The sequence below is a fragment of the Rhizobium indicum genome (assembly GCF_005862305.2).
GTDB lineage: Bacteria > Pseudomonadota > Alphaproteobacteria > Rhizobiales > Rhizobiaceae > Rhizobium > Rhizobium indicum.
This window is the reverse complement of sequence record NZ_CP054021.1, coordinates 2,415,361-2,436,834: the sequence shown is the minus strand read 5'-3', so window position 1 is coordinate 2,436,834 and position 21,474 is coordinate 2,415,361. Positions and strand designations below refer to the sequence as shown.

Sequence of the window (21,474 nt, the reverse complement as noted above, 5' to 3'; positions counted from 1 at the left end):
GAATGACGATGCTCGACCGCCGCCTACATGCCTACCGGCCCGATCTCGCGGAAGCCGGCCTCGAAGGCAAGGTCGAGGCGTTGCGCTTTGTGAAAGGCGCGCCGGCGCGTGTCGCCGTTCCTGTCCTGGCCGTGCGCCCTGAACCGGACCTTGCCCGCGGCATCGATACGGAACTGCTTCTTGGCGAGGATGTGGCGGTTTTCGATCGCGCCGACGGCTGGTGCTGGGTGAAGGCGGCCTCGGACGGTTATGTCGGTTATGTCGCGGCGGACGCGCTCTTAGAAAGCAGCCCGGCGCCGACCCATATCGTCACCGTCCAGCGCACCTTCCTCTATCCCGAACCGGAACTGCGCAAGCCCCACCAGGCCATCGTGTCGATGGGAAGCCGCGTTCATGTCGCCGGCGAGGCGGAAGCGCGCGGCAATCGCTACGTCGTGCTCGAGGACGGAACGGCGATCTTTGCCAAGCACGTCCAGCCGATCGGCGCTCTCGATGGCGCCGATTACGTGGAGATCGTCGCCCGTTTCCTGGAAACGCCCTACCTCTGGGGCGGACGTTCCGGCCTCGGTATCGATTGCTCCGGCCTCGTCCAGCTGGCGATGCTGATGACGGGCAGAGCCGCGCCGCGCGATGCCGACCTGCAGGCGGCAGGTCTCGGCCAGCCGATCGCTCGCTCCGAAGTCCGCCGCGGCGACCTGGTATTCTGGAAGGGTCATGTCGCCGTCTTCGAAGATCAGGAAACCATTCTGCACGCCAACGGCCATAGCATGACGGTAGCGCGCGAGAATTTCGAGGCCACGGTCGAGCGCATCGGTTGGCTCTACGAGCAACCCACCGGCTATCGCCGCCCGATCAGCTGATCAGCCGATCGGAGGCTGCGGCCACGATCTCACTCCACCCGTCCAATCCTCGAAGGCCTTCGACAGTCTGAGCACCCGCATGTCGTCGAAGCGCGGCCCGACGATCTGCAACCCGATCGGCATGCCCGAGCGGGAGAAACCGCAATTGATCGAGGCGGCCGGCTGCTCCGACATGTTCCACGGCACCGTGAAACCGATATGTTCGAACGGCAGGGCCGGATCATTGGTCGGAGATGCCCATTCGGCCGGATAGGAGATGATCGGATTGGTCGGCGAAAGCAGGGCGTCGACCTCGGTGAACAGCCGTCCGCAGCTCTTGCGCATCTCGATCGTCTGGTTGAAGCCTCTGACCGCATCGATGCCGCGGATGTCGGCGCCGCCCTTCGCCCAATCCCTGATATAAGGCAGGATGCTGTTGCGCCTGTTGTCGTCGAGATCGGCGATATCGCCCCAGAGCCGGGATCGCCAGAAATTGTCGAGCCCATCCAGCATCGCGCGTGTCAGCACTGGCTGGACCGATAGAATCGACGCGCCGGCCGCCTCGAATTGTTTCGCCGCCGTTTCGACCGCGGCCCTGATCTCGTCGTCCACCGCAAGCCCGCAGCCGGCATCGAGCATCAACCCGATCTTCATGCCCGACAGGTCGATGTCGAGATCCATCCAGTTGAAATCGTTCGGCGGCAGGCTGGTGCCGTCGCGCCAGTCCGGCCGTGACAGCGTCGCCATCGAAAAAGCCGCATCCTCGACGGTGCGTGCCATCGGCCCGACGCAGCGCCCGACATAATAGGGATCGGCCGGAATGCGTCCATGGCTCGGTTTGAAGCCGAAGATGCCGGTCCAGCCGGCGGGAAGGCGCACCGAGCCGCCGATATCGGTGCCGATATGCAGCGGCCCGTAGCCGGCCGCCGCCGCCGCGGAAGCCCCAGCACTCGATCCGCCGGGATTCTGTGTGGTGTTCCAGGGATTGCGGCTGAGAGGATGAAAGCTCGAAAGTCCGGAGGAAAGCATGCCGTAATCGGGGCAGGTGGTCTTGGCGAAGATCACCGCGCCGTCTTCCCGCAGCCGCGCGGCGGCCGGTGCGTCGGCCTCTGCCGGCTTCAGTTCCACTGCCCTCGTGCCTGATGGCACCGGCTGGCCCTTCGTGGCGATCAGTTCCTTCAGCGTCACCGGGATGCCGTCGAGGGGGCCTAGCGTTTCTGCCTTCGCCCAGCGCTCCGTCGACGCTTTCGCCTGGGCGCGCGCCGATGCCGGATCGTAGAGGTAGAGTGCCGAAATCGACGGCTCCCAGGCGGCAATACGGTCTTCGAGGGCGAGCCAGTATTCGAGAGGGGAGAGGCTCTTATCGGCGAAGCGCTGCCTGAGTTCGTGGATGGTAAGGTCGGTTTCGGTCATGGCATGGTCTTTCGGGCTTTTCGACCTGGGAGGACATCAGCGGCTCGCCTCACGCGGGTCGAGCAGATCGCGCAAACCGTCGCCGAGCATGTTGAAGCCGAAGACGGTGAGCGCGATGGCAAGGCCGGGCAGGATCGCCAGCCAGGGGGCGAGCGCCAGATAGGTTTGCGCATCGGCAAGCATCCGGCCCCAGGTCGGCGCCGGCGGTGCCATGCCGAGTCCGAGGAAGCTGAGACCCGCTTCGGTCAGGATCGCCAGCCCCAGCTGAATCGCGCCATGCACGATGATCTGGCTGGCGATATTCGGCAGCACATGGCGCAGCGAAATGGTCAGGCGCGTATTGCCGATCGCGCGCGCCGCCGTCACATAGTCGCGGCTCCAGGCCTGCAGCGAAGTCGCGAGTGTGACGCGGGCAAAGACCGGGATCATGAAGACGGCGATTGCGGTGATCGCGGTGAACCGCCCTGGCCCGAGAAAGGCGCCGAGCACCATGGCCGACAGGATCGGCGGCAGCGCGAAGATGACGTCGCAAATGCGCATCAGCAGCGCTTCGAAGGGACCGCGGATTGCCGCCGCCGAAATGCCTGATATCGAGCCGAGCGTCCCGCCGATCGTAACCGCTGTGATGGCGATCGACAGCGAATTCCAGCAGCCCGCCATCAGCATCGAAAGCACATCGCGGCCGAACTGGTCCGTGCCGAGCAGGCCGAAGGCAAGCGGCGGCTGCAATTTGTGGATGATCTGCATTTTAGCCGGCGGCAGCGGCGTCCAGACGAGCGACAGCAGCGCAACGGTGGTGAGCAGGCCGATGATCACAGCTCCTGAAATCAGATTCATTCGCCGGCTAAGTATAAAGACCCGACGGCGGCTGGCAATTGCGGTGGATGCGATCGGTGCCATGCGTCAGGCCGCCTTTCTCATCCTGGGATCGATCGCCAGATAAGAGAGATCGACAATGAAATTCATCACGATGACCAGGCCTGCGAAGAACAGCACGACATCCTGCATCACGATGATGTCGCGCTGGGAGAGCGCCTGAAGCGCGAGCCGTCCGAGGCCGGGCAGGTTGAAGACGTTTTCCACCAGCACCGCGCCGGCGACGAGAAAGGTGAATTGCAACCCGATCATCGTCAGGATCGGGATCAGCGCATTCGGCACGATATGGTGCCAAAGCACCGCACTGCGTGACAGCCCTTTGGCGACCGCGGTGCGGGCAAAATCCTCGTGCATCGTGTCAAGCACAGCCGAGCGCGCCACCCGCGTCAACACGCCCGCCTGCGGCATCGCCAGCGCGACGGCGGGCATAACCAGCGCCTGCAATGCCGGCATCAGACCGGAGCTCCAGCCCGGGAAGCCGCCGGCCGGCATCAGCCCGAGCTTCGTCGAAAACAGGATGATCAACAGCAGCGCCACCCAGAAGGCGGGCACGGCGATGCTGATCTGCGAAAACAGCGTCGCGATGACGTCGAAGATACCGCCGCGGCGCGAGGCGGCCAGCACGCCGAGCGGCAGGGCAATCGCCACCGAAAGCACGATCGCCATCAGCGCCAGCGGCAGTGTTACCGCCAGCCGCTCGACGATCAATCCTGCCACCGGTACGCCATAGGTCAGGGAATTGCCGAGATCGCCGGAGAGCACGCCGGCCAACCATTGCCCGTAGCGCAGCAACAGCGGCTGCTCGAGGCCGAGACTGTCACGGAGCGCTGCAAGGGTTTCCGGTGTTGCCGAGGTGCCGAGCATGATCGAGGCGGGATCGCCGGGCAGAAGGTCCATGACGGCAAAGATCAGCAGCGAGACGACGACGAGCGTGACGATGAGACCGGCGAAGCGGCGGGCGAGGAGTGGGATCATGCGTGCCACGCTTTCGATGTGGAACGGCGGCTTCCCCGCACTCCCTCATTCCTGTGCTCGTCACAGGAATCCAGCCACGGCGCGTCTGCGCCGTGAATAACTCTCATGCGATGAGTAAGTACTTCTCCCGCGCCCAAAGACTTGGGCGCACTGGATTCCTGTGACAAGCACAGGAATGAGGGAGCGAGAGGTTCGCGTGAGTCGACCATATCCGACTGTTCTGCTTCCGGCGCCAAGGCCATCACCTCATCACATCGCGCCTGACCTAACCCTCTCACTCGTCCCAGGAAACACCAGACAGCACGTTGGAAGGGATCGGCTCGTTCTCCCACAGGCCCTTCAGCTTTTTGTCCCAGACGCAGAGTTTCGGCATAACGAAGAGGTAGAGCGCCGGCACGTCCTCGGCGAGGATCTTCTGCGCTTCGCCATAGATCGCATTCTGCGCGGCAGGATCGGCCGTCTCCTGGACCTTCTTCATCAGCGCGTTGAAAGCAGGGTTCTTGTAATTGAAATAATAGGGATCGCGGGCATAGATGTCGATGTCGAGCGGCTCGGCATGGGCGACGATTGTCATGTCGAAGTTGCGGTCCTTCATGATGTCCTGGACCCATTTCGCCGGAAATTCAGTCGGCTCGATATTCATCGTCACGCCGATCTCGGCAAACATTGCCTGTATCACTTGGGCGCTGCGCGGCGCATAGGCCATCTGTGGCGATTTGATCGTGAAGGTGAAGCCATTGGGGTAGCCGGCTTCGGTGAGCAACGCCTTCGCCTTTTCGACGTCGTAGGGCAGCACGCCAGTCATGTCCTGGTAACCCGGATCGTTCGGCGTGTAGTGGCTGCCGATCGGTGTGCCGAGGCCGGACCACGCGCCGTCGATCACCGTCTTGCGGTCGATCGCCATCATCAGCGCCTGGCGGACACGCTTGTCGTCGAAGGGCTTCTTGGCATTGTTCATGCCGGCAACGACCTTGAGTTCGGTATTGCCGATCTTGGTGACGAGCCTCGCATCGCCGTCGAACGAACTCATCAGCTCGGGTGCTGCAAATTCCGGAAAGGCATCGAGGTCGCCGGATTTCAGCGCTGCCGCCTGCGCCTGCGGATCGGCAATGAAGCGGAAGGTCACCTTGTCGAGCTTGGCGGCCGCATCCTTGTTCCAGTAATCGGCATTCTTTTCCAGTTCGACCTTGTCGCCCTTCGCCCAGCTGGCGAATTTGAAGGGACCGGTACCTACCGGCGTCGTCTTGTCGCCGGCCGCCGTCTTCGGTGCGACCATCACCGAGGCTGGCCAGCCGAGCCAGTAGATCAGGCTGCCGGTCGGGGCCGAGAGATGCAGCACCAGCGTTTCGGCATCGGGCGTATCGATCGAGGCGATCGAGGCGAAAAAGCGCTTCTGCGGATTGACCGAATCGGCGCCGCGGGCGCGGTCGAGCGAAAACTTGGCGCTCGCGGCATCGAAGGCCTCGCCGTCATGGAATTTGACGCCGGTCTGCAGCTTGAACGTATAGGTCAGGCCATCGGGAGAGATCTCCCAGCTTTTTGCCAGCTGCGGCTGGATCTTACCGGCCTGGTCGATCGTCACCAAGCCCTCGAACACGTTCTGCCAGGTCACCTGGCCGATTGCGACCGGTGCTGCGATCGTTGGGTCGAGACCAGTCGGCTCGACGCTCATGCCGAGATTGAGCGTGGTCTTCGCCGCCTCGGCCGGCGTCATCGCCGTCATCACCAGGCCGGCCGAAAGCGCGGCACCGAGCGAAAGCCGCCGGGCGAATCGCGCTGAAGGCGCAAACGAAAGCTTGATCATCATGTTCCCTTATCTGGCCGTGCGTCGATGACGACGACCTTTTGCGAGGAGAGTGACACTATGCCGGTGCACACACAATGATGATTTTGTGTGCTCAGTGTAGCCAAAAAAGCTACACCTGATATCCGCGGGCAATGCAAGCTCGAAGCGTCAGTCTTTCGTCTCGGCCCGGCGGTTCGTGCGCTCGCGCATGAACCTTTCGATGAAGTCGAGCAGTTTCGTCGCGGCGAAGGACAGCTGCCGGTCCGGCGCGACGCAGAGATCGACATGGGTGCGGATGCCGGTTTTGCCGGCCAGTGGAATGGCAAGGAGCTGACCCGCCTCGATCTCGCGGCGGACGGTTAGCGCCGGCAGCAGCGTGACCGCAGCCCCGCTGAGCACGAGTTCCTTCAGCATTTCGAGCGAGCTGGTGACGAAGACGGGATCGAGGCTCAACCCTTCCTTCTCGAACAGCGCGTCGAAGGCCTGGCGGAAGCCGAAGGATTGATCCGGCAGCGCCAACGCGTAGTCGGCAAGCGTCCTCAGCGGGATCTCGGCATGCGCGGCGGCCGGATGCTGCGGCGTGGCGATGAGATCATAGGCGATCTCGGAGCGCAGCCGCACCTTGGTGCCGGACATGACAGGCGCAAACAGCGTGACCGCAATATCCGCCTCGGCGCTGTTGACGGCATCGACCGCCTGCCGCGCGCTGGTGATCGTCACGGTAAAACGCAGCTTCGGATATTTCAGGCTGAATTCGGCAAGCGCCGGCGCCAGCAGATTGGCGACGGTGGCGCCATTGGCATAAATGCTGACACGGCCGCGCTGCAGGCCCTTGAGGTCTTCGATCAGCTGCTGCACATGATCGAGCTCGCGCAGCGTCCGGCCGGCGCGGGCGGCAAGCAGCTCGCCAGCGGCCGTCAGCTTGACGCCACGGGCGCTGCGTTCGACGAGCGGCGCGCCGAAATGATATTCGAGGTTCTCGATCTGCCGGCTGATCGCCGTCGGCGCGACATTCAGGTTCTCGGCCGCCTGGCGCATCGAATTCGTCCTGACCAGCTCGTCGAAATACATCAGCGCCCGGATCTGCATTCACATCTCTCCGCCATTCGGCATATTCGGTCTGCCCGGTTCAGACCCTATTCAATCAATGACCATTCGGATAGCGGTCGCACCATGCCTTTTGTGCGCCCTCGACCGGCAGCGCAGTCGCCGCGTAGACGCCCCGGGCGATCGCCCGCGCCATGACGATGGTCGCAAGATGGCAAAGCTCCATCAGGCTTGCCATGTCGTCTCGTCGATGCCTGGCCGTCGATGCGGCAAAGACGGTGTCGCCGTCGAGCGGCAGGTGCGCCGGCAGCAGTGCCCGGGCAAACCCGTCATGACCGGCGAGCGAAAGCCGATGCGCCTCGGCCTTGGTCAGCTGCGCATCGGTCACCACAGCGCCGATCGTCGTTGCCGGCGTGTTCATGCCCTTGAGCCGCATCCGGTGGTCGGCCACATCAGGCATGCCGAGCCCGCCGAATTCCGCATCTTTTTCGAAAGGTGCCGCCCAGAAATGCGGCCCGTCGCCGATCGTTGCCGAGCCCAGCGCGTTGACAGCGACGATTGCCGCGACGCGATGCCCGGCACTGCTGACGGTGCAGGCCGAGCCGAGCCCACCCTTGACGGTGGCCGTCGTCGCTCCCGTGCCGGCGCCTGCCGTGCCGAGCGCGAATGCACCCTTGGTGGCTGCCTTCAATGCCGCGTAGCCCATGTCGCGATAGGGCGAGTGAAGGCCCCAATCCTTGTCGCCACCGTTCAGCAGGTCCATCAGGATTGCCTGCGGCACGATCGGAATGCGCACCGACCCGACGGTAAAGCCGCGGCCGAGTTCGCGCAGGCCCGCCTGCACGCCGCCGGCGGCATCCAGCCCGAAGGCAGAGCCGCCGGAAAGCGCGAAGGCATCAACGGCATTGACGGTCATCGATGGATCGAGCAGGCCGGTGTCGCGCCCGCCCGGCGCACCGCCGAGCACCGTGCCGGATGCGACGGCCGGTTCGTCGAAGACGATGACCGTGACGCCGGAACCGAGCGCAAGGTCGGTTGCATGGCCGACGGAAACGCCTTCGATATCGGTGATGAGGTTGAGAAGATCGGGCAAGGGCGGATCCTTATGCGGAAAGGCGGCCGGTAGGACTGTACTGCATAATTCCTTAAATCGGAATCGATTTAAGGATAAAATTATGCAGCAATTCAAAGTGTTACAGCGCCGCGCGTCTGATATAGACGCGCGGCGCTGTAATGCCCTCAAAAAACAAGACCGGCCCCATTTGGCGGGACCGGTCGGACATCGGGAAAAGCCGTGAATTCTAATCGCGGCCTCATGCCTCAGGCATGAAGCGGCTTCGGATGACGGCGGGTCATCAGGTCATGGATGGCCAGCCGCACCTCGTCCGGCGAGCCGAAACGCTGCTCGTCGAGGTCGTGGACATGAAATTTCACGGCGATGAACTTCAGCCGGTCTTCATCGGGAATGACGATCCCGACGGGAACGCCTGCATATTCGATAACTTGCTTCTTCATAGATAGAACTCCTGCCGCACAATATGCGCAGCCATGGCGAATTGACTTGTCTGGTACCGTTGAAAGGAGGACGAACGTCACATTCGACAGTTCGGGCGGGAGAGGGCGCCCGGACGGTCATTGCCAAGCACAGATCGCCCAAGGAGATCGGCGAGAATATCGATGTCTATCATGCTCGTTCCTTGTGTTGGCGTTGCACTTGAGGGGTCCCGGTAGAGCCCGGGGCCGGTGAAGGCTGCGTTCGATAATCTACTAACTTGGTAGAGATTACCCGGTAGCCTGTCAGAAACATATTCCGAAACGTGTCAAAATATCGACCATCCGAAAAAATTAATTCCGTCGTAGCCCGAACTTACAGAAAGAAACATATCAGCTCTTCGTTAAATTCGCATGACAGAATCGAACTTCGATCGATCACCGCGGCAGACATAGGAAGCCTTGCTGTATCAGGCAATGCCCCGTTTCATTAAAAATCGAAATGCCTCGAAATGACCGATTTGGTTAATGCTGGAAGCCCTGGGTCACCAGCCTTCTTCGAGCACCTTCTCCAGCATGTCCGCGAAAAAATCCGCGCTTTCGATGCTGAGGCAGAGCGGTGGTTTGATCTTCAGCACATTTTGGTGATCGCCGGTCGGCTGCATGATGACGCCGAGTTCGAGAAGCCGGTCGCAAATTGCAGCCGTCTCTTCCGTCGCCGGCTCCAGCGTCGTTCTGTCGCGGACGAATTCGAGGCCGAGATAGAGGCCCATGCCGTGCACGGCGCCTGCAATCGGATGGCGGTCGATCAGCGCGGCGAGCCGCGCCTTCAGATGATCACCGACCGTCCGGGCATTTTCCTGCAGCTTTTCCTCGGCCATGATGTCGAGCACCGTCATGCCGGCGACGCAACTGACCGGGCTGCCGCCGGTGGAGGAAAAGAAGGTACCCTCCTTCTCCAGCGATTGCGCGATCTCCCGCGTGGTGATGACGGCGCCGAGCGGATGGCCGTTGCCCATGCCCTTGGCGATGGTGATGATATCGGGCACCACCCCTTGCTGTTCGAAGCCCCAGAAATAATGTCCGAGCCTGGAATAGCCGACCTGCACCTCATCGGCGATGCAGAGGCCGCCGCGCGCGCGCACCTGCGCATAGATTTCCCTGAGATAACCGTCCGGAAGCGGAATGCCGCCGGCATTGCCGTAGACCGATTCGCAGATGACGCCCGCAAGGCCGTTGCCGCCGGCGTCGATCGCCTCCAGTACCGGCGTTACCGCGCTGAGATAGTTTGCCGCGGTATCGGGACCACGAAATGCGCCGCGATAGGTATTCGGTGAAATGACGGCATGCACCCAGTCCGGCCGGGTGCTCCGCGCCTGCGGATTGTCGGCGATCGAGGTGGAGACGGCATCACTTGCCGCCGACCACCCATGATAGGCTTCGAGCAGGCAGAGCATGTTGCGCGCGCCGCTATGGGCTTGCGCCAGCCGAAGCGCCAGATCGTTCGCCTCCGAGCCGCTGTTGACCAGGAAGACCGCGTCGAGCCCATCCGGTGACAGGGCGGCGAGGCGTTCGGAAAATTCCGTAATCGCCGCATAGTGGAAGCGCGAATTCGTGTTGAGCCGCAGCCATTGCGCGCTGATCGCCGCCGCGAGCTTGGGATGGCCATGGCCGAGAATGGTGACGTTGTTGACCATGTCGAGATAGGCGCGGCCCTCGACATCGAACAAATGCTCCTTCCAGCCGCGCTCGATCTGCGGCGGCGCTGCATAATAATTCTTCTGCGACCTTGCGAGATGCACCCGCCGCCTGGCGAAGAGCTCCGCGGTTTCAGCTTGCGGCGCATCCGCTTGCGGGCTGAGAAGCAGTGAGGGCGAAGGGCAGAGCACCGACCAGGCCGCCGCCGCGCGCGGTGAAGCAAAGAGCGGCGGTTCGAGACCGGCGACGCTGCAAAGCTGGACGCGCAGCCCACCGAGCGACGACGCCTCTCCGAAAACCGTGCCGAGCGAATCGCCGGCGGCGATCTCGGCTCCATCCTCGACCGAGAGGTCGAGCCCATCGAGATGCAGGGTCATGGTGTCGCTGGCGAGCGTCAGATGCTGGTCCTTCCAGCCGATGCGGCCGGCAAAGGGCGCGGCAATCGCGCTGCCTGCGGCAAGGCATATGTCGACGTGCAGGGCGCAGGTCGCCTGTCCCTTCGCGGTTCCCGCGCGGGAAAGCCGATATTCGCCGTAGCGCGTCGCTGCCGTACCGTTTTCGGTTGCCATGCGGGCAAGCAGCCGCCAGTCCATGTCCGTATTCAGCCAATTGCCGGCGGAAAAATGCGGGCTCCGTACCCCGAGATCGACATAGGCGATCCCGGCGGGATCGATGTCCGGCAGCAACGGCAGCCATCCCGATATTTCCGGCGCGGCCACATCTGCGCCGGCTGCCTTGAGGATCGCTGCTTCCATGAGATCGAAGGGAACCGACATCGCCGTATCGAAGATCGCCCGCTCGCGGTCAAGATTGTCGCGGACATAGTCATTGTCGGGATCGACCGAAATCTGCTGCTCGCCGCTGGCGACGAGAATGACCGCGCGTGCGACGATCAACGGCCAGAGCGCCTTCAGTTCCTCGTCGCTCAGCGGATAGATCGCCTGATAGGCGGTGACGGCGGGCAGGATATGAAAGGGGTCGCCATCTGCCTGATGCAGCAGCGAAGCACAGGTGACGGCGAGGTCGCCGACCAGCCAGCCGCGGATGATGTCGCCGAAATCGATCACCCCGTCGGGGACGATATGGCCACGGGCGTCACGGTGGCCGACGACATTGTCACCGGTGACGTCGTGATGCACGGCCTGCAGCCGAAGCGACGGCGCCAACGGCTGGATGCGGCGAACGGCCATCACCATGGTCTTGGCGATCCGGTCGCGCGCCGCACCGTCGGTGATGGCCGAAAGCAGCTGCACGGCAACGGGACCTGCCCGTCTGAGATCCCATTGCAGGCTGCGGTCGAGACCGGGATGGTCGAAATCGGCAAGCGCCTGCGCCAGCCTGGCGCAGAGCGCGCCGAGGGCTGCAACGGAAGCCGGCGCCAGATAGGTCAGCTCCGTCAGCCCATGGCCTTCCAGATATTCCAGCAGCCGGGCCTGATAGCCCTGCCCGCGCACGGTAAGGACGACGATCTCCCGCCCGTCATTGGTGGCGATCACCTTCGGAACGCGCGGCGCACCTTGCCTGCTTTTGAGGTGATGGATCGCCGCATTCTGTGCTTCGAGCTCGCGGATCTCGTAGGCGGCATGGCAGATCTTCAGGACGTAACGACCCCTGTCGCTATCGACGCGATAGTTTCGATCCTGCTGGCTGCCGAGTTCGGCAAGCGTGCCGGAGAGGCTGTAATGAGCAAGGAGGATCTCTTCCGCGTCGATGGCGGTCACGTCGGGGCGCGGCAGCGCCATGCGATCAACAAGCGCCTCGTCGGTCATGACACCCCTCCCGCAGCATGATTCGATTACCTATTGAACGAGATAATCAAGTACTTGCCGCTAGCAGGCAACGGGGATTGTCGTTTGCCAGCAAAAGAGATGCAGGGCTGCGCTCAGCCCATGCGTTCGGAGGCGTAGCCGCCCGGGCTTGCCGGGAAGACCACGGTGCGGTTGCCGTTCAGGAAGGTGCGGTGATGGATATGGGCGTGGATGGCACGCGCCAGCACCTGGCTTTCGACGTCGCGGCCGATCGAGACATAGTCGTCGGGTGACTGCGCATGGGTGATGCGCGCCGTATCCTGCTCGATGATCGGGCCTTCGTCGAGATCGGCGGTGACGTAATGCGCCGTCGCCCCGATCAGCTTCACGCCGCGTTGATAGGCTTGTTTGTAAGGGTTGGCGCCCTTGAAGCTCGGCAGGAAGGAATGGTGGATGTTGATGATCTTCCCGGACATTTTCTGGCACATCGCATCCGAAAGCACCTGCATGTAACGCGCCAGCACGATCAGTTCGGTGCCCGTCTGTTCGACGATATCCATGATCTGGCCTTCGGCCTGCAGCTTGTTCTCCTTCGTCACCTTGATGTGGTGGAAGGGGATGTCATGGTTGACCACGACCTTCTGGTAATCGAAATGGTTGGAGACGACGCCGACGATATCGATCGGCAGCGCGCCGATCTTCCAGCGGTAAAGCAGGTCGTTCAGACAATGGCCGAAGCGCGACACCATCAAGAGCACCTTCATGCGGGCATTGCCGTCATGGATCTCGGCATTCATGGCGAACCGCTTGCAGATCGGCTCGAAGCCTTCCTTGAGTTCGGCAAGCGGCACGCCTTCCTCGGAGATGAAGCTGACGCGCGTGAAGAACCTGCCGGTATCGAGATCGTCGAACTGCGAACTATCGATGATGTTGCAGCCCTTGTCGGCCAGATAGCTCGAAATCGCCGCCACGATGCCGCGCGTCGACTTGCAGGATACCGTCAATACGTAACTTGTCATGTCTTTCCCTCTTCCCTCTCCAAGGCCGCCGCTGTGCTTAGATCAAAGCCCGGACCGCGAATAGGCCGGCGCACTTTCATTCATGCGACAAATTGCAAGATAAACCATCACGTTTGTGCAAGTTCTGTCATTGCTCAGTCTGAAGCTTAGGAGAAGTTGCGCGAAAAACTGTACCGTCAGCGCCGCTTGGATGCGTATTCTCGCCTTCGACGCGCTTTAGGCCGGCGGCCGGCTCGCCACCGCAACCTTCCGGCGGCGCGGTGAGGTAATCTCATGGATGATCGCACCGCCGATCGACGAGAGCACCAGCGAGAGGATGACGAAGAGCACGGGCTGCTGCAGGATGCCGATCGGCAGGCGATCGGCGACGACCCTGAGAAAAGCCAGGGTGAAGGCGTGGGTGATATAGATGCTGTAGGAGCAGTCGCCGAGATAGTTCAGCCATCCGATCAGCGGTAGCCTGCAAAAATCGATGGAGATCGCGCCGTAGACGATGAAGATCGCCGGGATTCCCCAGGCATAGAACCGGCTTTCCGGTGGCATCAGCGCCTCGTTGATGAAGAGAAACGCAAAGCCCATGGCAAGGGCCGCCCAAGCCCAGCGGTTCGGCAGAAGCACCTTCTGCCCATAGAGCCAGCCGAGCACGACACCGGCGAGGAACTCCAGCATGATCGGTTCGCCGTAGAACCGGGTCACAGTCGTTTCCGGCAGCAGTCGGCAGGCGATCAGGATGACGGCAAAGACGGCAAACATCACCGGGATGCGCCTAGCTTCCTGTAGCGGCAATAGCAGCGCGAAGACGAAATAGAAGAACATTTCGTAATTCAGCGTCCAGCCGGGAACGACGACCGGCGTGATCGTGCTGGGATCGGCGGGATTGGCCCATGGCAGGAAGAACAGCGAGGCAATGAGATGCGGCAGGTCGAACACCGTCGATTTCAGCAATGATGGAGCGACCAGCGCCACTGTCGCTGAAAACAGCGTTGCCAGCCAGTAGAGCGGCACGATCCTCTTGATGCGCCGGCGGGCGAAATCGATCGGGCTCATCGCGCGTCCGCTCGTCGTCAGCCACATCACGAAGCCGCTCAAGACGAAGAAGATGTCGACGCCGGTTTCGCCATAGACGAAGGCGGTGGCGTCGACTGCGGGATTGACCTTGGCAAGCTGCAATACCGCGTGGAAATAGACGACCATCAGCGCCGCGATGGCGCGCAGATATTGAAGCTGGACAAGCATCGAGCGTCTTGCTCCCCAGAGCATGATGCCGAAAAGCGTGGGCGGTTTCCGGACGACATTATGCTCTATTTCTTTGATTTAGAACAGGATTCAGATTTTAGGCCGATCCGGCCTAAAATCATCCTGTTCTAGGGCTCGCGCGGACAGGCGCCCGCTGCGGTCAACTCAATACATCTGCCGGACGACCCTGCCGGATGCGCGGGCTGTCGTGGAAACGCATATATCCGACGACGAACCAGAGGAGACCGGCGATCTTCATCGAGAAGACCGCGGTTCCTCCGATCATCATATTCAGAAAAATGAAAAGAGAAAGTGAATGGGCGCAGCGCCGCTGCGCCGCCGTGCGCCCGGCGGGAAAGAGGCAGACGAACAGCCATAAGGCGATGACGCCGAAGATCGTCGCCGCGTAGATAAGGTAGACATAGCCGCTGTCGGCGAATTCGGCGACCCGGTCGACCGAAAGCCCAAGGACGGCGAGCGGATCGAGCTCCATGATCTTCTTCATCGTCAGATTGATGCGGCCGGTGAAGTTGTCGCCGGTCGCGTTGGGTTTCAGGACGTAGACGAGGAAGCCCGCGGCGACGATCAGTGGCATCAGCGCCAGATTGAAATTCTTCGGGATCTTCGGAAAGACGAAATAGCCGACGATGCAGGCAAAGCAGAAGATCAGCATCGTGCGCGTGTCGTTGGTCACCAGGATCAGCACGGCCGTGCCGATCATCAGCAGCCTGTCCCAGCGCCCAAGCTTTTCCCACATCGAAATCAGGTAGACCGCGATCACGCCGCAGAAATTGGCGAGCGACACCTGCTCGAGGAAGATCGACGAGGAACGGTGGTCGATGATGCCGAAGGAGAAGCGCTCGGGAAAGCCGAGGGCGTTCTGGAAGAGGCCCGTCGTATTATAGCTCAGCGGCAGCAGCCCGCGCGTATTGGCGAAATAATCGGACGGATGGACGATGCTGACGTAGAACGGCACGCTGACGATCTCGAAGATCAGGAAGATCATGACGGCAAGGCTTGCCCAGCGAAAGGCGAGCTTCATCGTTTTCTCATTGCTCCAGCCCCCGAGCCCGGTGAAGCAGAAGATGATCAGCACGTTGCGGAAGTGATCGATGAACAGCATGCGGTTGAGCACGCTGACATAGATGGTCACGACGAGCGTGAACAGCAGGAACAGGAAGGCCGGAAGATCGGTCTCGTAGATCCCCTTATGCAGGATATAGATGATGGCGCTCGCCATGATCAGGCCTTCGCTGGCGGCGACATGCGTCATCGAAAGCGGCACGATGTTGTGGTTGATGAAGGCGAGAATGCCGTTATAGAGCACGGAGAGCAGGCCGAGCCAGAGCACTGTATGATCGGTGCGCGATGCCTCGCGGGCGGCATCGAGCCGGTTGCCGGCTACAGTGAATGTTGCTGTCCTCTGATCGACGACCGCCATGCTCATTTCCCCGCAGGCTTGACGGCGGAGCAAGTGCCGGCACCGGCTTTTGCCACCTCGGCAAGAAGCTGCATCTGCGGCCGCTCAGGGCCCTTGCGCGGCTGGACGTTGAACGGCTCGTTCGCCGGCCACCAATCGCCGGCCGCCCAATAGGACCAGCCGAGCCAGACGTCACTATTATCAGACATGGTGGCGTAGATTTCGGTCAGCCCGCTCATGCAGTCCTTGTCGGCGGAGGCCCCGAATTCGCCGAGAAAGCCGCGCTTGTGGTTCTGCTTCAGCCAGGCAGTGACGCCGTTGATCGCCGCGACCGCGGCGCCTGCACCTTCGCAGGTCGGATGGGTCCCGGAGGAATCGGCGTCGAGATACTGATGGACCTCATAGGCGTAGAAGTCGAGCGGGTCCCGCACGCCGAGCATCACCGTTCCGTTGGCGCCGCCGATCACATCCTTTTCCCAGCTGCCCGCGCCGCTCCATGCCGTGCCCGGCACCAGGATGAGGTTACGGGCGCCGACGGCGCGGATGCTGCGGATCGCGGCATTGGCGGCATCCAGCCAGTCCGTCGCCTTGATGTCGTGCGGTTCGTTCATCAGGCCGAAGAGAACGCCGTCCTGATTGGCGAATTCGACGGCGAGCCTTGCCCAGAAGTCACCGAAGGCGGCATCCGTCGCCGGCGCCGTGCCGATCTGGGTCTTGTCGTAATAGCCGAAATTATGCGGGTCGAGCAGAACCGCCATGCCGTGCTTGCGGATCAGGCCGATCGTATCTTTGATCCGCTTGAGTTCATCCTCGTCGAGCCGCCCGCCAAGTGCGGGCTGCAGCCGTTCCCAGCGGAAGGGCAGCCGGATGATCGTCATGCCTTTTTCGGCGAAATAGCTGATCGTGTCTTCGCTCGGATAGGTGTAGTTGGTGCCGTAGATGCCGCCACGCTCGCCGTATTCGCCGCCGGACAGATTGACGCCGCGGTAGCAGGGGGCCTCAGCCGCAAGGGCCGGCGACGGGGCGAGAGCGGCCGCAAGCAGCAGCGCTGTCAAATGTCGTGTCGTCCTCATGGCATCCTCGCAATCGCGTCAAATCGCAACATCGGCGTCGCGAGAGTTATTTTAACTGTCCGTTAGCTAAGAATTTCTAAAGTATCGGCACCTCGGCTTCAGTCTTTCACGCTGGGCGGGACACGAGTGCGCGTATGAACCAGTATGACAGGAACAGGGTAAGCCGGCTCCCTGGCTGGCGCAGTTTTGAGCCATCTCAGACTGCACCGGAAGGCGTGCGCGTGCGCAGTCCCGTCGTCCGCCCGGATGATTTCGTCCGGCCATCGCCCGAACCCGCCCCGCCCCCCTTCGTGCCGCCGGCAAACATTGCGGAAACCCGCCAATATGAGCGTCCGGCACCTCAGCCTCAGCCTCAGCCTCAGCCTCAGCCTGCAAGACAGCCTGTCGCGGACGCACCGCCGAATGTAGAGTCCGTGCCGGCCGCACCGCTGCTCGACCTCCGCTCGAGTATCGCCGCGATCTGGAGCCGACGGCTGATCGTGCTGGGTCTGGCGCTTCTCGGAGCCCTCGCCGGCGGGGCGGTGGCGCCGCGCATCGCCCAGAAATTCACGGCCATCAGCAGCCTCTATTTCGATCCGCGCCAGATCGGCCTTGCCGATCCCGGCGCGCAATCTTCGGGTCCCTCGCCGGAAATGATCTCGGCGCTGATCGATAGCCAGGTGCAGATCCTCACCTCGGGCAATGTGCTGCGGCGCGTCGCCGAAGCCATGAAGCTCGACCAGGATCCCGAATTCACCGGCGGCCGCACGGATGGCGCCGCCGTGATCGGCACTTTGCAGAAGGCACTGGTTATCACCCGTGAGGCCAGCACCTATGTCGTCTCGCTTGCCGCCACGACCAATGATGCCGATAAATCCGCAAGGCTTGCCAACCAGGTCGTCACCTCCTTCACCGAGGAGGAGAACAGCGCTTCGAACGGCATCTACGAAAATACCTCCTCGACGCTCGACGGACGCCTCAACGACCTGCGCCAGAAGGTGCTGGAGGCCGAGCAGGCTGTCGAAACCTTCCGCGCCGACAACGACATGGCCGCGACAGAGGGTAACCTGATCTCCGACCAGCGGCTCGTTTCGCTGAACACGATGCTGGTGACGGCACAGGAAAAGACCATCCAGGCAAAGGCGCGCGCCGATGCCGTCGCCAATCTCCGCGTCGAGGACATCGTCGCCGGCAACCAGGCGGAAGGCGGCGTCACCTCGCCGCTCGTCAGTCTGCGTCAGCAATATGCCACCCAGGCCGCCGCCGTCGGCAGCCTCGAAAGCCAGATGGGCACGCGTCATCCGCGCCTGCAGGCGGCCCGCTCGTCGCTGCAGAGCATATCAGTCGAAATCAAGGGCGAATTGCAGCGTCTCGCCACCTCGGCAAGGGGCGAATACGAGCAGGCCAAGGCCGCCGAGGACAGCGTCGCCAAGGAGCTTGCCGTGCAGAAGGCGCTGCACGCCAGTTCGTCGGACAAGCAGGTGGAATTGAACGAATTGCAGCGCAAGGCGACTGCGGCGCGCGATATTTACGAGACGGTGCTGAAGCGCTCCAGCCAGACGAGCGAGGAGCAGAACCTCAATCAGAGTAACATTCGCGTCATCTCGCCGGCCGAGCCGCCGGTCAAGGCCGACGGTCCGGGAAAGAAAATCCTGCTGGTCGCCGGCATCATCGGCGGTTTTCTGGCCGGTTTTGTCGTCGGCGCTGGCTTTGCGATCCTTGCCGGCCTCTTCGGCCATCCCGTCATCAGAAGTTATTTCAGGAAGTCGCCTGCTGCGGCAGCTTGATGACGATGCTGAGCTTTCCTACATCGTCAGAGCGGCCACCAACGCCGGCAGGAGAGTTGCCATGCGGCTTGTGATGATGCTTCCCATATTGCTCGTTGCCGTGTCCGGCCTTACGCCCTCGTCCGCCCTTGCCGTCGACTGGACGAAATCGGTCGATTCTGGCGTTCAACCCCTCTATCCCTATAGGGGTCTTCCCGGCGTCAAGGCGCAGCCGGACAAGAAGGAGGAGGAATCCTACAATTGCCGCACCGAAACCGTCCAGGTCCGCCGTCGTTATGACGAGATCTTCCGTTCGGGGGGCATGCCGACGCTGATGTATGTCTGCGAACGCGACGGCTTCATCTCGATGGACGACAAGGTGCCGCTCCGCGGCCACTATCAGCCGGTGCGGTGAGGGGCTTCAGGCGGTCAGTAAAGCCGATGGATGCGCCCGCCGGAAACGTTCGATCGGAAGCTTCATCCTCAGATAGTCGAAGCCGGCATTCGCTTCCGATCGATCGACGATCGAATATTTGATCATGCCCTCTTCTTCCGTGCGCCGCAGCGGCAGGCTTTCGGCCGCCGCAAAGCCCAGCCGCTTGTAAAGGCCGATCGCTTTTTCATTGTGGGAGAAGACGTGCAGCTCGGCGGTTTCGACCCCAAGTCCGGAAAACATCCACTCCAGCAGTGCCATGCCGCAATGGAACATCAGGTTGCGAGTATCGCTCGTCCGGCCGCGGATGACGTTGTCGAATTCGGCCGAGCCGGGCCGGAAGTTACAGATGCCGAAATTGCCGAACCGGTTTCCGCCTGGATCGCAAATGACGAATAGGATTCGGTCGGCGACGGGCAGTGAGATGGTTTCGAGCCACCGCCGTGTGCGTTCCTCGGTGGCGCTAAACTGGGTGAGGAAAAACGGCATCGACTGGTTGCGCCACGTCGTCAGGTCGTCGATCAGGCCGGGTTCGGCAAGCATCGACCTGTCGATGCATTGCAGGTCGCCGACGTGCCTGCCGCTATCGTCCCTGATCGGAAGTCGGAGCCGTCTGGCCGGATCCGCATTGTCCTTGAGGCTGACGATATCGACCTGCGCCATGAACGACTATCCCTGATTCCGCTCACGCCTTGCGGCAGATGCAGTAGCCGCCCGGCGAGGAAGACAACACGAGCTTGCCGTTCAGAACCGGATCGACTTCGAAGCGGTCGGTTTCCGCCAGATAATCGGTGACGGCCTTCAGTGGTTCGTTGCCGCGCAGCCAGACCTTGGAGCGCTTTGTGAAGGCCTGTTCCTCCGTCAGGTGGCCGATGAGCGTGTCGGCGACGACGAGGTAGCAGCCTTCCGTCACCAGCGGACCGTAGGCGCGGCATTCCGCCAGAACATGCTCGTAGGAATGGTCGCTGTCGAGCACCACCATCACGCGGGCGCCCGGCGGGATCTCGGCCTTCACGGCGGCAAGCACGTCGTCGTCGACGGAACCGCCCTGGATCATCTTAATCCGGCTCGACATCGGATGGGATTCGATCGACTCGCGATTATGGGCGCGGATGTCGATGTCGACGCCGACGACCTTGGCCTTGTCGTTGCCCATGGCGGCGAGGATCGACGCCATGAAGATCAGCGAGCCGCCGCGCGCAATGCCGGTTTCGATGATGACATCGGGCTTGGTCGCCCAGATGACTTCCTGGGTCGCCAGGATATCGACCGGAAGCTGGATGATCGGCACGCCCATCCATGACCAGAGATAGAAATAGTCGAACTTGTCGAGCCCGATCAGCGTGTTCAGCGATTGTTGGAAACTTGCCTCGTCCTTGCCGAGTGCAAGCGACATTTCCCGCTTGTGGGCTTCGAATTCGAGACGATCGTCCTTCGTGGTCATGACTGTTCTTTGTCCTTCGCTGTAGGGCTGTCTTAGACCGACTGCCGCAATGCCGTGCTGTTGTGATAGATCCGCCCGGCCGCCATATCGAGCAGCGTTGCCGCTACCCGGTCGATATCGGCTTCGCTCATGTCGTGATAGCTCGGCAGGTTGATCGCGCGGCCCGGAATGCTCCAGGCGTTCACGTTCTCGGGCCGATCTTCGAACATGGAGAGGCTGGAGAGGGGATAGAAGAAGACGCGCGCGTCGATATTGGCGGTCTCGAAGGTCTGCTGCATCATCTCGCGGGTAATGCCCGTCGACGGATGAAAGACGGCGGTCGGCATCCAAGCGCCGTTGATCGTGCCGGTGTATTCCGGGTTCATCGTGATGCCGGGCAGGGCCGAAAGCCGGATCATGTAGGAGGCCAGAATTTCGCGCTTGCGGTTGACGAGTTCCTCGATGCGCTCGAGTTGGGCGCAGCCGATGGCCGCCTGGATGTTGGACATCTTGTATTTGAAGCCGATCGCATCCGGCCAGAACTGCTTCGTCTGTCCGCGAGCCCGGCCGTGATTGCTGAGCGTCAGCACCTTTTCGTAGAGGGCCGCGTCATTGGTGACGAACATGCCGCCTTCGCCTGTCGTCAGCGTCTTGGTGCCGTGGAAGGAGAAGGTGCCGAATGCGCCCATCGAGCCGGCGCGGCGGCCGTGCCAGACGGAGCCGACCGCTTCGGCCGCATCTTCGATCACCGGAATGCCCGTCCTCTTGCCGATTTCCAGCAGCGCATCCATGTCGCAGAGGTTGCCGTAGAGATGCGTGGCGATAATGGCCTTGGTCTTCGGCGTGATATGGCGTTCGACGTGCTCGGGATCAATGCACCACGTGTCGGCGCGCACATCGACGAAAACGGGTCTTGCGCCGAGATGGACAATCGGGGAAACGGTCGCAACCCAGTTCGTATCGGCGAGGATCACTTCATCGCCGGCGCCGACGCCGAGTGCTGCAAGCCCCATGTGCATGGCGCCGGTGCAGCTCGAGGTCGCGATCGCAAAGCCGCTGCCGAGATAGGTTTTGAAGTCGCGTTCGAAGCGGTTGAGATAGTCGTAGCAGCGCGCGCCCCAGCCGGTGGCGGCGGCATCGGCCGCATAATCCGTTTCGAGCTGGGTGATCGAAGGCTTGGTGTAGAAGATCCTGTTTGTCATGCCGCTAATTTCTGTTGAATTGAAATCAAGACGCAGGCGCCCGCCACGAC

18 protein-coding genes are annotated in these 21,474 nt (G+C 62.0%); 3 read left to right on the top strand and 15 right to left on the bottom strand.

The genetic code is table 11. The annotated features are described in order from the left end of the window. Positions 1–2: 2 nt before the first annotated feature. A complete protein-coding gene (locus FFM53_RS12155; RefSeq protein ID WP_138388458.1) occupies positions 3–860 on the top strand; it encodes a C40 family peptidase in 858 nt (285 codons plus the stop codon). On the opposite strand, the gene FFM53_RS12150 is transcribed toward FFM53_RS12155, so the two are convergent. The 12 genes from FFM53_RS12150 to FFM53_RS12095 all read right to left on the bottom strand — a co-directional run bounded on the left by FFM53_RS12150 (position 861) and on the right by FFM53_RS12095 (position 16,621). Continuing rightward, entirely contained in the window at positions 861–2,252 is a 1,392-nt protein-coding gene (locus FFM53_RS12150; RefSeq protein WP_138388457.1) for an amidase, read from the bottom strand. It abuts the gene before it with no gap. Positions 2,253–2,288: 36 nt separating this feature from the next. Then, positions 2,289–3,152 carry an ABC transporter permease gene (locus tag FFM53_RS12145; RefSeq protein WP_138388456.1) on the bottom strand — a complete coding sequence of 288 codons (864 nt, stop codon included), beginning with the start codon at positions 3,150–3,152 and terminating at the stop codon, positions 2,289–2,291. Between the two features lie 3 nt (positions 3,153–3,155). Continuing rightward, positions 3,156–4,103: an ABC transporter permease gene (locus tag FFM53_RS12140; protein ID WP_138388455.1), complete on the bottom strand. Its 948-nt coding sequence runs from the start codon at positions 4,101–4,103 to the stop codon at positions 3,156–3,158. 274 nt (positions 4,104–4,377) lie between these two features. After that, positions 4,378–5,907 (bottom strand): ABC transporter substrate-binding protein, encoded by a 1,530-nt coding sequence (locus FFM53_RS12135; protein ID WP_173883577.1) that lies wholly within the window; start codon positions 5,905–5,907, stop codon positions 4,378–4,380. A gap of 150 nt (positions 5,908–6,057) precedes the next feature. Further along, positions 6,058–6,978, bottom strand: coding sequence for a LysR substrate-binding domain-containing protein (locus FFM53_RS12130; RefSeq protein WP_138388453.1), 921 nt, complete (start codon positions 6,976–6,978; stop codon positions 6,058–6,060). A gap of 55 nt (positions 6,979–7,033) precedes the next feature. Next, positions 7,034–8,029, bottom strand: a complete 996-nt coding sequence (locus FFM53_RS12125) for a P1 family peptidase (protein WP_138388452.1) — start codon at positions 8,027–8,029, stop codon at positions 7,034–7,036. A 227-nt stretch (positions 8,030–8,256) separates the two neighbouring features. Further along, positions 8,257–8,451: a hypothetical protein gene (locus FFM53_RS12120; RefSeq protein WP_003544544.1), complete on the bottom strand. Its 195-nt coding sequence runs from the start codon at positions 8,449–8,451 to the stop codon at positions 8,257–8,259. 521 nt (positions 8,452–8,972) lie between these two features. Beyond that, complete coding sequence (locus FFM53_RS12115) at positions 8,973–11,894, bottom strand: aminotransferase (protein WP_138388451.1); 2,922 nt, start codon at positions 11,892–11,894, stop codon at positions 8,973–8,975. A 113-nt stretch (positions 11,895–12,007) separates the two neighbouring features. Then, positions 12,008–12,892 (bottom strand): formyltetrahydrofolate deformylase, encoded by an 885-nt coding sequence (purU, locus tag FFM53_RS12110; protein ID WP_138388450.1) that lies wholly within the window; start codon positions 12,890–12,892, stop codon positions 12,008–12,010. Positions 12,893–13,108: 216 nt separating this feature from the next. Further along, positions 13,109–14,128, bottom strand: coding sequence for an acyltransferase family protein (locus FFM53_RS12105; RefSeq protein ID WP_138388449.1), 1,020 nt, complete (start codon positions 14,126–14,128; stop codon positions 13,109–13,111). 160 nt (positions 14,129–14,288) lie between these two features. Beyond that, positions 14,289–15,569 (bottom strand): hypothetical protein, encoded by a 1,281-nt coding sequence (locus FFM53_RS12100; protein ID WP_138332168.1) that lies wholly within the window; start codon positions 15,567–15,569, stop codon positions 14,289–14,291. Between the two features lie 2 nt (positions 15,570–15,571). Beyond that, positions 15,572–16,621, bottom strand: a complete 1,050-nt coding sequence (locus tag FFM53_RS12095; RefSeq protein ID WP_138388448.1) for a glycoside hydrolase family 5 protein — start codon at positions 16,619–16,621, stop codon at positions 15,572–15,574. A gap of 134 nt (positions 16,622–16,755) precedes the next feature. On the opposite strand from FFM53_RS12095, the gene FFM53_RS12090 reads away from it, so the two are divergent. Together FFM53_RS12090 and FFM53_RS12085 are read left to right on the top strand one after the other, a co-directional pair. Beyond that, entirely contained in the window at positions 16,756–18,387 is a 1,632-nt protein-coding gene (locus tag FFM53_RS12090; RefSeq protein ID WP_138388447.1) for a GumC family protein, read from the top strand. A gap of 61 nt (positions 18,388–18,448) precedes the next feature. Further along, complete coding sequence (locus tag FFM53_RS12085) at positions 18,449–18,781, top strand: hypothetical protein (protein ID WP_138388446.1); 333 nt, start codon at positions 18,449–18,451, stop codon at positions 18,779–18,781. 6 nt (positions 18,782–18,787) lie between these two features. Here the strand turns inward: FFM53_RS12085 and FFM53_RS12080 are convergent, their stop codons facing one another. Genes FFM53_RS12080 through FFM53_RS12070 form a run of 3 tightly spaced genes read right to left on the bottom strand, consistent with a single transcriptional unit; the run spans position 18,788 to position 21,424 of the window. Beyond that, positions 18,788–19,462: a GNAT family N-acetyltransferase gene (locus FFM53_RS12080; protein WP_138388445.1), complete on the bottom strand. Its 675-nt coding sequence runs from the start codon at positions 19,460–19,462 to the stop codon at positions 18,788–18,790. A gap of 22 nt (positions 19,463–19,484) precedes the next feature. Then, entirely contained in the window at positions 19,485–20,243 is a 759-nt protein-coding gene (locus tag FFM53_RS12075; RefSeq protein WP_027669193.1) for a cephalosporin hydroxylase family protein, read from the bottom strand. Positions 20,244–20,275: 32 nt separating this feature from the next. Further along, positions 20,276–21,424 carry a DegT/DnrJ/EryC1/StrS family aminotransferase gene (locus FFM53_RS12070; protein ID WP_138388444.1) on the bottom strand — a complete coding sequence of 383 codons (1,149 nt, stop codon included), beginning with the start codon at positions 21,422–21,424 and terminating at the stop codon, positions 20,276–20,278. Positions 21,425–21,474 lie beyond the last annotated feature (50 nt).